Annotated in this window: 10 protein-coding genes and 3 pseudogenes; 9 read left to right on the plus strand and 4 right to left on the minus strand. The window is 69.3% G+C overall.

From position 1 onward, the window contains the following. Positions 1-110: 110 nt before the first annotated feature. A complete protein-coding gene (locus CES90_RS47595) occupies positions 111-1,091 on the minus strand; it encodes a LacI family DNA-binding transcriptional regulator (protein WP_189788323.1) in 981 nt (326 codons plus the stop codon). 171 nt (positions 1,092-1,262) lie between these two features. Here CES90_RS47595 and CES90_RS47600 point away from each other — a divergent pair. Beyond that, positions 1,263-1,698: pseudogene (locus tag CES90_RS47600) on the plus strand (cellulose binding domain-containing protein); the annotation flags it as partial. 101 nt (positions 1,699-1,799) lie between these two features. On the opposite strand, the gene CES90_RS47605 reads toward CES90_RS47600, so the two are convergent. Both CES90_RS47605 and CES90_RS47610 read right to left on the minus strand, forming a co-directional pair. Then, positions 1,800-2,024, minus strand: a complete 225-nt coding sequence (locus CES90_RS47605; protein ID WP_308437944.1) for a cellulose binding domain-containing protein — start codon at positions 2,022-2,024, stop codon at positions 1,800-1,802. 46 nt (positions 2,025-2,070) lie between these two features. Beyond that, positions 2,071-2,631, minus strand: a pseudogene (locus tag CES90_RS47610) (ricin-type beta-trefoil lectin domain protein); the annotation flags it as partial. 164 nt (positions 2,632-2,795) lie between these two features. Between CES90_RS47610 and CES90_RS50965 the strand changes: the two are divergent. Beyond that, positions 2,796-2,951 (plus strand): hypothetical protein, encoded by a 156-nt coding sequence (locus tag CES90_RS50965; RefSeq protein WP_232791398.1) that lies wholly within the window; start codon positions 2,796-2,798, stop codon positions 2,949-2,951. On the opposite strand, the pseudogene CES90_RS52340 reads toward CES90_RS50965, so the two are convergent. Next, positions 2,912-3,118: pseudogene (locus CES90_RS52340) on the minus strand (TetR family transcriptional regulator); the annotation flags it as partial. The gene CES90_RS50965 and the pseudogene CES90_RS52340 overlap by 40 nt on opposite strands. Positions 3,119-3,325: 207 nt before the next feature. On the opposite strand from CES90_RS52340, the gene CES90_RS47620 reads away from it, so the two are divergent. The 7 genes from CES90_RS47620 to CES90_RS47650 all read left to right on the plus strand — a co-directional run bounded on the left by CES90_RS47620 (position 3,326) and on the right by CES90_RS47650 (position 12,049). Beyond that, positions 3,326-4,501, plus strand: coding sequence for a thiolase C-terminal domain-containing protein (locus CES90_RS47620; RefSeq protein ID WP_189785686.1), 1,176 nt, complete (start codon positions 3,326-3,328; stop codon positions 4,499-4,501). A gap of 23 nt (positions 4,502-4,524) precedes the next feature. Continuing rightward, positions 4,525-4,953, plus strand: coding sequence for a Zn-ribbon domain-containing OB-fold protein (locus CES90_RS47625; RefSeq protein WP_189785687.1), 429 nt, complete (start codon positions 4,525-4,527; stop codon positions 4,951-4,953). After that, on the plus strand, positions 4,950-5,465 hold the full coding sequence (locus CES90_RS47630; protein WP_229914134.1) for a DoxX family protein: 516 nt from the start codon (positions 4,950-4,952) through the stop codon (positions 5,463-5,465). Before CES90_RS47625 ends, CES90_RS47630 begins: the two co-directional genes overlap by 4 nt. A gap of 5 nt (positions 5,466-5,470) precedes the next feature. Further along, positions 5,471-8,092, plus strand: coding sequence for a CaiB/BaiF CoA transferase family protein (locus CES90_RS47635; RefSeq protein WP_229914135.1), 2,622 nt, complete (start codon positions 5,471-5,473; stop codon positions 8,090-8,092). Positions 8,093-8,146: 54 nt separating this feature from the next. Next, positions 8,147-9,436: an amidohydrolase family protein gene (locus CES90_RS47640; RefSeq protein WP_189785689.1), complete on the plus strand. Its 1,290-nt coding sequence runs from the start codon at positions 8,147-8,149 to the stop codon at positions 9,434-9,436. A gap of 67 nt (positions 9,437-9,503) precedes the next feature. After that, entirely contained in the window at positions 9,504-10,964 is a 1,461-nt protein-coding gene (locus CES90_RS47645) for an aldehyde dehydrogenase (RefSeq protein WP_189785690.1), read from the plus strand. After that, positions 10,961-12,049, plus strand: coding sequence for a Zn-dependent alcohol dehydrogenase (locus tag CES90_RS47650; RefSeq protein ID WP_189785691.1), 1,089 nt, complete (start codon positions 10,961-10,963; stop codon positions 12,047-12,049). Before CES90_RS47645 ends, CES90_RS47650 begins: the two co-directional genes overlap by 4 nt. Positions 12,050-12,093 lie beyond the last annotated feature (44 nt).

A 12,093-nucleotide genomic window follows, 5' to 3' on the forward strand; every position in this document is an offset into this window, starting at 1 on the left:
GGAGACTCGGTCACCGGCACTCGCGTCACACCCGCCTCCTGACCGACCGGCCCCTCGCCCTGGTTGCCACCTCCCCGGCAACCAGGGCACCCGCCTTCCGCGCGGTCGCCTCACTCGTCCTTCGGCGGGGCCGTGCTCTCCCGGACGGTCAGAGTGGTGGCGATCTCCAGCCCCACCTGCGACACTTCCTCACCCCGGCCGAGCGCCAAGGCCAACTCGGTGGCGGCCGTCGCCATCTCGGCCAGCGGCTGATGGACCGTGGTCAGGGGCGGATCCATCCAGGCCACGGCCGGTACGTCGTCGAAGCCGACCACACTCAGATCGTGCGGGATGCGCAACCCGAGCTCACGCGCGGCCTGGTAGACACCGACCGCCTGCATGTCGTTCGCGGTGAACACGGCGGTGGGGCGATCGGTGCGGGACAGCAGCTCCCGTGCCGCGGCGTACCCGTGCTCGCGCATGAGCTGGGTCTTCACCACCAGGTCAGGTTCCGTCGACAGGCCGGCTTCCGCGAGAGCGGACAAGTAGCCGGACAGCCGGGCGAGGCAGAAGGGGTGATCAGGCCCACTGATCATGGCGATGCGCCGGTGCCCCAGGCCGACCAGATGCCGGGTCGCCGCCTGCCCGCCCCTCCAGTTCGTGGCCCCCACGAACGGCACGTCGTCGGGCAGCTCGTCGATCGGGTCGAAGACGACGAACGGGATGCCCTTCGCCGCCAGTTGTTCCCGCTCGGCTTCCGAGAGCTGCGCGACCGACAGGACGCATCGAGGGCGCCGGCCGACCGTGTCGTCGATGGTCATGCCCACCGTGTCATGAAGCCCGAACTCCGAGACCAGCACACCGATCCGGTTCCTGCGGGCCACGCGCTCGACACCGCGGATGATCTCCACGGCCCACATGCTCTCCAACTCGCGGAACACCAGCTCCACGACGTTGCTGCGGCTCTTCGGGGGCTTGCGGTAACCGTGCCGGTGGATCAGTTCCTCGACGCGGGCCCGGGTCTCGTCCGACACCCCCGACCGGCCGTTGAGCACCTTCGACACGGTTGGCACCGAGACGCCCGCGGACTCGGCGATGTACGCGATCGTCACCGATGCGGGTCCCCCGCCGCCCTCACCGTGGTCCTCCGTCGAAGGTCTTCCCGCTCGGTTGTCCGGCACGGTCGCCCTTCCTCATCCCCTCGCCTGCTGCCGCCGCCATTCTCGCACCTCGCCGTGGAAGCCACGTAGTGCGTTCGACACAGCGCCACACCACAGGGTTGTCAGAGCAACTGGTATCTGACCAGCGTTCAGGCCGGCTTCGAACCCTGGCAGAACGGCATGGGGCTGACCGTGAACTCGTTCTAGTCGACCGTCAACACGGGTGGCGGACCGGGCGGCACCACGACCTGCGAGGTGTCGTACACCACGAACGTGTGGCAGGGAGGCTTCACCGCGAACGTCACCGTCGCCAACACCGGTTCGGCACCGTCGACGACTGGCGCCTCGCCTTCATCCTGCCCTCCGGCCAGCCCATCACCAGCGCCTGGAACGCCGCCGTCTCCCCGTCCTCGGCGTCCGTCACGGCGAGCGGCCTGACACACAGCGCGAGCATCGCCGCCGGAGACAGCCAGATTTCGGCTTCCAGGGCACCTACAGCGGCACCTTCGCCGCGCCGGGCGGGTTCAGCCTGAACGGGAGCACCTGCGCCAAGACGTGACGTGACCGGCGCCGGACGCTTCCGTGCCGTCCGGCGCCGTTGACAGCGATCCGTGGCGAGGGCCCTCGCCACGGATCGCACCAAGAAGACAGACCGTCTGCTCAACTCCCCGTGACAGCACAGACGGTGGCGTTGAGGGTGTAGGAGCTCGGCGGGGCGGTGTTGCCCATGTGGGTTGCCTGGAAGCCGATGTCGACCGACGCGCCTGGAACGATGGTGGCGTTGTGGGAGACGACGTTCCTGGCCGTCACGCCGCAACCGGAGCTGGGGCTCGCGGCGGATTCGACAGCCGTGCGCGGGGTGTTATCGCCCTGGTCGCGCGCCAGTCCTGGTCATCATGAACTCTTCGTTCACTTCGTGAATCGCGGTCCCTCACACGCGGGTCCACTTCTGGTTGGCCTGGCCGTTGCAGGTCCACAGGACCAGCGGGGTTCCGTTGGCGGTGCCCGCCCCGTTGACGGCGAGGCACAGCCCGTTCTGGACGTTGCGGATCGATCCGTCGGAGCCGACGGTCCACTTCTGGTTGTTCTGTCCGTTGCAGGGCCAGGTGATCACACGGGTGCCGTTGGTCGTGCCCTGGTTGTAGGCGTCCAGGCACTTGTCGCCGAAGACGCGGATCTCGCCTCCGGCCCAGGTGGTCCACAGCTGGTTGGCGGCCGTGTGGCAGTCCCAGATCAGCGTCGCCGTCCCGGCCGCGGTGGAGGCGCGGTCCACGTCCAGGCAGCGACCGGACCCGGTGCCGCGCAGGCGTGCGGTGGTGGCGGCCAGCGGGCTGCCGCCGGTCATCTTGAACACGGCGACACCGTGCGCGGGGACGCTCGCCGAGATCTGCCCGGAGGTGCTGGACGTGCCGCCGGTCCACAGGTCGGTGAGGGTGAACGAGCTGCCGGACAGGCCGACCTGCGCGGCCGTGGTGGTGACGGTCGTGGTGCCCTCGACGGGCGTAATGGACGCGGAACAGCTCCCGGGCCATCCGCCCGGCGTCGCTGCCGCTGGACGCGGCGACCAGCAGCCCGGCCGCGTACTGGGGCGAGAACTGCAGCTGCAGTTCGGCGGATGCCCGCAGGTTCTCCAGCAGATCACCCCGCAGCGACCCGGTGGCCACCACCTCGAACGGCTCGTCCACCGCCCGCACCCCCGCACGGCGCAGCGCCGCCGTCATCAGCTCGTCCTTGTTCGTCCACCGCCGGTACACCGTCTTCGTGCTGGCCCCGGCCCTGCGGCACACCTCGGTCAGGCTCAACCGCTCGTAACCCACCTCGGACAGCAGCTCCAGCGCCGCGTCCAGCAAAGCGGCCTCACGGTGGGCGTCCAACGGACGGCCACGTGCCCTTTCCTGACTCGGCACAGTCATGGCTTCGACCTCACAGTCCTGACTCGACACAGTCATAGCTTCGACCTCACAGTTAGGAAACGACATGATGTCTTTTCCTAAGTAGAGTCTCCATCGCCCTTCGCGTCAAGCGCCCGAACCGCCCTGCACGCGCAGCCCATTGACAAGCGCACCCGGCACGTGTTCGCTGGAGTCAATTAGGAAAAGGCACTGCGTCGTTTCCTAGTTCCGTGCTGGCGACAGCACGCTCAGCCATGTCACTCAAACGTCCTACGACGAAGTAGGAGCCGGTTCATGACCCACCCTCCCTCGGCGGCGATCGTCGGCGTCGGATCCACGGAGTTCTCGAAAGCCTCCGGCCGCAGCGAGCTACGGCTCGCACTCGAGGCATGCACCCTCGCCCTCGCCGACGCCGGCCTCGACCCCTCGGACGTCGACGGACTCGTCACCATGACGATGGACGACAACGACGAGCCGGCCGTCGCCCACTACCTCGGACTCGACGCGCTGACCTTCTTCGCGCGCACCGCCGGTGGCGGTGGTGGCGGGCCGGGCACCCTCGCGCTGGCGTCGATGGCGATCGCCACCGGCAGGGCGCGGACCGTCATCTGCTACCGGGCGATGAACGAGCGCTCGCAGGGACGGTTCGGGCAGCCGTCGCGCTACGCCGGCGACCGAGCGGCCACCGCCGCGGCGGTCACCATGTCGTGGGCCGCTCCCTTCGGCATGGTGACGCCGGCCGCGTTCTTCGCGCCGAGCTTCCGCCGCTATATGCACGAGTACGGCGCGACCTCGGAGGACTTCGGCCGCCAGGCCGTCGTACAGCGCGCCTACGCGAACAAGAACCCCCAGGCCTTCTTCCATGACCGGCCACTCACCCTGGACGACCATCAGTCGTCGCGGATGATCGCGGACCCGCTGCGGCTCTTCGACTGCTGTCAGGAGAGCGACGGCGGGGTCGCCCTGGTCCTCACCGCGCCGGACCACGCGAAGGATCTGCGCCAACCACCCGTCGCCGTGCTCGGGGCGGCGATGGGAGTGGGCCCGCGGCAGTACGGAGTGGCTCCGCTCTACCGGGACGACCTCGCCGTCGCGGCCGAGACGCGGGTGATGGGCGACCAGTTGTGGGCCCAGTCCGGACTCGGGCCCGGTGACATGGACCTCGCCATTCTCTACGACCACTTCAGTCCGGCGGTGCTGATGCAGCTGGAGGCACTCGGGTTCTGCGGCCTCGGCGAGGCCCCCGGTCTGGTCCGGGACGGCGGCACCGAAATCGACGGTGTGATCCCCACCAACACCAACGGCGGCCAGCTGTCCGAGGGGTACATCCACGGCTTCAACGGACTGGCCGAGGCGGTACGCCAGTTGCGCGGCACCGCCGTGAACCAGGTCACCGGCGCGGCGCACGCCGTCGTCACCGGCGGCTCGCACGCCCCCACCAGTGGAGTCGTCCTGGGACGGACGGCATGACCGGCAGGAAGGAGCCGACCACGATGACCAAGGCCCCCACGGCGGGTCGCCCACGCCCGGCGGCGAACCCCGACACCCGGTTCTTCTGGGACGCCGCCTTCGAACGCCGGCTGGCGGTTCAGCGCTGTTCCGCGTGCCGCGCGCTGCGCCACCCGCCCGGTCCCGCCTGTCCGGAGTGCCACTCGCTCGACTGGGAGGTCAGCGACGTCAGCGGCCGCGGCACGCTCTACAGCTACACGGTCCTGCACCACCCTCCCGCACCCGGGTTCGACGGCCCCGCGGTCATCGCCGTCGTCGATCTGGAGGAGGGCGTCCGGATGGTCTCGAACGTCGTCGGGGCCGATCCGGCGACGCTGACGATCGGCGAGGCGCTGGAGGTCTGCTTCGAGGAGTACGTGGGCTGGACGGTGCCGCAGTTCCGCCGCCCGGCCGCACGGGAAGCGGTCCGGTGAGCGCCGAGGTGGGCACGGACATCGCCGCGCTGCTGCTGCGTCTGACGGTGGGCGGCACGATGATCGCGCACGGCTGGAACCACGCGTTCGGCGGCGGGGGAATCGCGGGCACCGCCCGCTGGTTCGAGTCCATCCACGTACGCCCCGGCCGTCTCAACGCCTTCGTCGCCACCGCCACCGAACTCGGCGCCGGCCTGCTGCTCGTGCTCGGTCTGCTCACACCGCTGGCGGCCGCCGCCGTGGTCGGCACGATGCTCGTCGCGCTGGTGACGAACCACCTCCGCAACGGCTTCTTCATCTTCCGGCCGGGCGAGGGCTATGAGTACGTCCTCATGATCATCGTCGCCTCCTGCGCACTCGGAGCGCTGGGAGCCGGCAGCTGGTCCGTCGACCACCACGTCGACACGCACGTCGACGGCTGGGCCGGTCTCGCCCTCACGGCCGGCATCGGAGTCGCCGCGGGCGTGATGACCCTGGCGGCCTTCTGGCGCCCCGAACCACACAAAGGATGACAACGGTGACCGAACCAGATGTCGAGACCGGCAGCTTCCTGACCGGCGTCCGCGTGGTGGAGATCGCCGACGAACTCGGCGAGTACTGCGGGAAGATCCTCGCCGGCCTCGGCGCGGACGTGATCAAGGTCGAACCCCTCGGCGGCGAACGCACCCGCAGAATCGGGCCGTTCGTCGACGACCGGCCCGACCCCAACCGCAGTCTGCACTTCTGGCACTACAACTTCGGCAAGCGTGCGATCGTCCTCGACCTGGAAACCCCCGAGGGACGCGAGCAGTTCTCCCGGCTGGTGCGGACCACCGACGTCCTGCTCGACACCCGGCACCGCGACTACCTCCGCGAGCGGGGACTCGGGTACGAGGAGCTGCGCCGTGCCAACCCCGGCCTGGTGTACGCCCGCATCAGCCCGTTCGGGGACACCGGCCCGTGGGCCGACTACGTGGGCAGTGATCTGATCCACCTGGCCCTGGGCGGTGTGGTCATGAACTGCGGGTACGACCCCGACCCGACCGGCACCTACGACACCCCGCCCGTGGCACCCCAGATGTGGCATGCGTACCACATCACCGGGGAGATCATGGCCGCGCAGATCATGGTGGCGCTCTGCTACCGGCTGGATACCGGCGTGGGGCAGGCGCTGTCCTCGGCCGTGCACGAGGCCGTCTCGAAGAACACCGAGACCGATCTGCCGGACTGGATCTACAACAGGACGCCGCACCAGCGTCTGACGTGCCGTCACTCCTTCGGCCGGCGGGAGGAGTCCGCCGCCTCCGGCACCGGCGCGGCCGCGACGACTCCGGGCATCTCGCGGACGAAGGACGGCCGCTGGGTCCTGCCGTACCGGACCTACCTGCCCGGTTTCACCTCCGGCGCGGCCTCGATCGGACGCGTGCTCGCTCCCCATGGGATGGAGGGTGACCTCCTCGACGAGAAGTACGACGACCCGGCCGTGCTCGCCAGGGCGGAGACCAAGCACCACATCAACGCGGCCGTCGACCGGTTCGTCGCCGGCTTCACCTTCGACAAGGACCTGTGGAAGGAGGGCCAGGCCGCCGGGATGGCCTGGGCGCCCGTCCGCCGGCCCGAGGAGAACGTCGCCGACGAGCACTGGCGGGACCGCGGCGCCTTCATCGACGTGGAACACCCCGAGATCGGCAGGACCTTCACCGAGATCGGCGCGAAGTGGTACAGCCCCGGCCTGCCGTGGCGCGACGGCCCCCGCGCACCGCTCCTCGACGAGCACACCGCCGAGGTGCTCGCCGGCCTCGAAACCCTCTCCCCCACCCCGCGCGCCGACAAACCGGTGGGGACCGCGGCCGAGCCGGTGCTCAGCAAGCACGGAAAGCCCTTCGCGTTGGCCGGTGTCCGGGTCATCGACCTCAGCTGGTTCCTCGCCAGTGCGGGCGCCGGCCGGTTCCTGGCCGCCCACGGGGCCGAGGTGATCAAGGTCGAGCACCTGTCCCGCCTGGACGGGATGCGTCTGGGCCTCGGCATGCTGCCCGACGGAGGCCGGGCGGAGCGCGACCAGGCGCAGGCGCCGATCGTCCCGTCCCCGACGACCAGCGTGAACCGCAGCGGCGCCTTCATGGAGATCAACGCGGGCAAGCGGGGAATCAGCCTCAACCTGAAGGACCCCCGCGCCCTCGACCTGCTCAAAGAGCTGATCAAGGACGCCGACATGGTCGTCGAGGGCTTCTCCCCCGGGACCATGGAGCGGATGGGGCTGGGATACGAGGAGCTTCGCAAGCTCAATCCCTCGATCATCTACGTGCAGCAGTCCGGCATGGGTCAGCACGGGCGCTACCAGCGGCTGCGCGCCTTCGGCCCGACCGCACAGGCCATGTCAGGGATCTCCGACATGTCCGGACTTCCTGAACCCTACGCACCGGCCGGCATCGGCTACTCCTACCTCGACTGGTTCGGCGCCTACCAGATGGCGACCGCGATGACCGCCGCCCTCCACCGCAAGCGGACCACCGGCGAGGGCTGCTGGATCGACTCCTCGCAGGTCGAGTGCGGCCTCTACCTGACCGGCACAGCCGTCCTCGACCACTCGGTCAACGGCCGGTCCTGGTCCCGCTACGGCAACCGGTCGCCGTACCTGCCCGCGGCCCCGCACGGCGTGTACCCGGCAGCGGGTGACGACCAGTGGATCGCGATCGCCGCGTTCGACCAGGAGCAGTGGCTCGCCCTGACCCGGGTGCTCCGGGTGCCGGAGTGGGCCGCCGACCCCAAGCTGATCACGTTGGAGGACCGGCTGGCGCACCAGGACCACCTCGACGCGCTGCTCACGGCGGCCACGGCGAAGTGGGAACCGTTCCAGCTCATGGAGGAACTCCAGGCCGCGCGGGTACCGGCCGGGGTCTGCCAGACAGCCCAGGACCGCTACGAGACCGATCCCCAACTCGCCCACCTGGACTGGCTGGTGGAGGTCGAGCAGGCCGAGATGGGCCACTGGCCGGTGAAGGAGGTCCCCGTCCGGTTCAGCGAGACACCCGCCTACATCGGCGGCCGGTTCGACCGCAGCGGACCGAACTACGGCCAGGACAACGCCTACGTCTACGGCGAGTTGCTCGGCCTTTCTCCGGACGAGATCGAGGACCGCTCCCGAGAGGGGGTGATCTGACACCGGACACAGCCGCCCCCTCGCACCCGACCAACCCTTGCGAAAGGCACAGACATGACCGTCACCAACGACATCAACAGTGAACTTCCGCTGGACCGGGACCACCCCCTGCTGGAATCGATCAAGGACATCAAGATCATCGATGTCGACACACACCTGACCGAGCCCGGTGACCTGTGGACCTCCCGGGCACCGTCCAAGTACAGGGACCTCGTCCCGCGGGTCGTCCACGTCAAGAACTCCGAGCTCGCCAAGATGGGCGTGTTCCGCCCGAAGAACACCGAGGACTCCGAGACGTCCCCCGTCTGGATGGCCGGGGAGGACATCCCCCTCGGCTTCGCGGGCGGTGCCAGCGTCATCAACAAGTCCGGCCAGAAAGTCAGGGGCGCGGACTTCGTCCACTGGCCGCTCACCGAGGTCTCGCCGGCCGCGAGCCTGGTGGAGCCCCGCCTCACACTCATGGACGAGGTCGGCATCTGGGGTCAGATCCTCTACCCCAACGCGGTCGGGTTCGGCGGCCAGGCCATGGCCCAGATCCAGGACCCGGAACTGCGGCTGACGGTTCTGCAGATCTGGAACGACGCCATGGCCGAGATGCAGGAGCAGTCGGGCGGCCGGATCATGGGCCTCGGTATCACCCCGTGGTGGGACATCGACCTCGCCGTCGCCGAGGTCCAGCGCATCCACGACCTGGGATTGCACGGCATCAACACCAACGCCGACCCGCACAACCAGGGCCACCCCGACCTCTCGGAGCCGTACTACGCGCCGTTCTGGGAGGCCTGCGAGAGTCTCGATCTGTCCGTCAACTTCCACATCGGTGCGAGCGTCTCCCAGACCAGCTACGCCGGCAGCAGCCCCTGGCCGTCCCTGGACTGGGACACGCAGATCGCTCTGGGCTCGACGATGCTCTACATCTACAACGCCCGCGTCATCTCCAACATCATCTATTCGGGTCTGCTCGACCGCCACCCCCGCCTCAAGATCGTTTCCGTCGAGAGCGGTGTCGGGTGGATCCCGTTCATCCTCGACGCCCTGGACTACCAGGCCGTCGAGAACAACGTCGACCACCTGTCGATGAAGCCGTCGGACTACTTCCGCCGCAACATCTACGCCTGCTTCTGGTTCGAGTCGCAGGGCGACTTCCTGAACGACATCAGCCGCATCGGCATCGACAACTGCATGTTCGAGACCGACTTCCCGCACCCGACCTGCCTCTACCCGCAGCCGCTCAACGGAATCGCCAAGGCGCTGGGCGAGAACAACGTGCCCTGGGAGGACCGGGTCAAGCTGCTCAGCGGCAACGCCGCCAAGGTCTACAACATCGACGTCCCCACCGACTGACCGATCACGATGTCCGGGCCGACACCGCCGTCGGCCCGGACCGGCACACCCATCGGGAGACAGCACCTTGCCTACTTTCCAAAGGCTGTACATCGGAGGGGACTGGGTCACCCCGGACTCCACACGGGTCCTGGACGTCATCTCTCCGAGTACCGAGGAATCCGTCGGATCGGCGCCGAGCGCGTCCCGAGCCGACCTCGACCGGGCGGTCGCGGCAGCGCGTGCCGCGTTCGACACCGGTCCCTGGCCGCGGCTGTCGCCGGCCGACCGGGCACAGCACCTGCGACGGCTGGCCGACGGTCTTCGCGCCCACGGCAGCCGACTGAGCACCGTCATCACCGACGAGGCCGGCCTGCCCACCATGATGAGTACGGCCAACTCCTCCATCGGCCTCCTCACCTACTTCGCCGATTTCATCGAGCGCTACGACTTCGCCGAGCTCCGCGGGGGCGAGTACGCCGATGTCGTCGTGCGCAGCGAGCCGGTCGGGGTGGTGGCGGCGGTCCTGCCGTGGAACTCACCGCTGGCCATCGCGTTCATGAAACTCGCGCCCGCGCTGGCGGCGGGATGCACGGTCGTGCTGAAGGTCGATCCCCTTACGCCGCTGCACGCGTTCGTCCTGGGCGAGGTGCTGGAGGAGATCGGGTTCCCTCCGGGTGTGGTCAACATCCTGCCCGCGGAACGCGAGGTGAGCGAGGCACTGGTCTCCCACTCGGGGATCGACAAGGTCAGCTTCACGGGCAGCACCGCCACGGGCACCCGCGTCGCCGAGATCTGCGCTCGTGACCTGCGGCGCTACAGCCTCGAACTCGGCGGAAAGTCCGCGGCGATCGTGCTCGAGGACGCCGACCTGCCGACCGTGATGCCGGGTCTGGCGGGTGCCGCATGCCTGAACAACGGTGAGGCGTGCGTCCTGCAGAGCAGGGTGCTGGCTCCGCGCAGCCGCTACGACGAGGTGGTCGACGCTCTCAGCGATGCCATCGCCGCCATGCCGGTCGGCGATCCGCACGATCCGAAAACCGCCTTCGGCCCGCTGATCAGCGAACAGCACAGGGACAGGGTGGAGGGCTACATCGCGAGCGGCATCTCCGAGGGCGCGCAGGCGGTCCTGGGCGGCGACCGGCCCCAGGGGCTGTCCCGCGGCTGGTACGTGGAACCGACCGTGCTGCGCAACGTCGACAACCGGATGCGGGTGGCCCAGGAGGAGATCTTCGGGCCCGTCGTCTCGGTCATCCCCTACGACACCGAGAGCGACGCGGTCAGGATCGCGAACGACACGCCCTACGGGCTCTCCGGAACGGTGTGGACCGCCGATTTCGCCCACGGCATGGAGATCGCCGCGCGGATCCGGGCCGGGAACTACGGGGTCAACACCTTCGGCATGGAGAGCTGCGCGCCGTTCGGCGGCTTCAAGTCCTCCGGCGTCGGCCGGGAGAACGGCCCCGAGGGCTTCGCGCAGTTCATCGAGAAGAAAGCGGTGCATGTGCCGAAGGGCACGCGCGTCAACGGCGACGGGAGCAGGTCATGAAAGCAACGGTGTTCACCCCTCCGGAAACCAAGCTCGTCATCGAGGAGGTCACGCTGGACAAACTCGGCCCGCAGGACGTCCGGGTGACCGTCGAGGCGAGTGGAGTGTGCCGGAGCGATCTGTCGGTTCTCCGGGCGACGGCGGAGGCGGCCGGCTCGGCGGGGGCGCCGCCGATGATCCTCGGTCACGAGGGCGCGGGAGTCGTCACCGCCGTCGGCACCGACGTACGGCGGGTCAAGGCCGGCGACCGGGTCATCGCGTCGTTCGTCCCCGAGTGCGGTGAATGCTGGTACTGCGTGCGCGGCGAGTCCAACCACTGCGAGACGTACGGGGGCAGCGGGGCCGGCCACGTCACCCGGTCCGACGGGTCGCGTCCGCTGGGCATGTCGGGGCTGGGCACGTTCGCCGAGGAAATGATCGTGCACGAGCACGCCGTCGTCCCGGTGCGCACCGATCTGCCGAGCGAGCAGCTCGCTCTCATCGGCTGCGGTGTGACCACCGGCGTGGGTGCCGCCCTGTGGACCGCCCAGGTCAAGCCCGGGGCGACCGTGGCGGTGTTCGGCTGCGGCGGCGTGGGCCAGTTCGTGATGCAGGGCGCCCGGATCGCGGGCGCGGCGCGCGTCTTCGCCGTCGACCCGGTCCCGATGAAACGCGAGCACGCCCGGCAGGCCGGGGCCACGGACCTCGTCGACCCGAGCAGTGCCGACCCGGTGGAGCAGATACGCGAGGCGACCGGCGGGCGCGGAGTCGACTACGCCTTCGAGGTGATCGGCAACCCGAATGTGATCATGCAGGCCTACGACGCGACCCGCCCCCGGGGGACCACGGTCGTCGTCGGTATGGCCGCGGCCGACGCCACGATCACCCTGCCGGCCGTGCCTCTCTTCCTCCAGGAGAAGCGCCTCATCGGCTCGTTCTACGGATCGGCCCAGATCCGCCGGAACTTCGCCGACCTCGTCGCGCTGGCCGAGAGCGGACAGCTCGACATCGGGTCCGCGGTCTCCCGGCGGATCCGCCTCGACGAGGTCAACGACGCCTTCCGCGCGATGGAGGCGGGCGAGGTCATCCGCAGCGTCATCTGCTGACGGGCGCGCCCCACAGCAGGGCGCTCCCCCGACCGGTGTGCGTG

The organism is Streptomyces capitiformicae (genome assembly GCF_002214185.1).
Lineage (GTDB): Bacteria > Actinomycetota > Actinomycetes > Streptomycetales > Streptomycetaceae > Streptomyces > Streptomyces capitiformicae.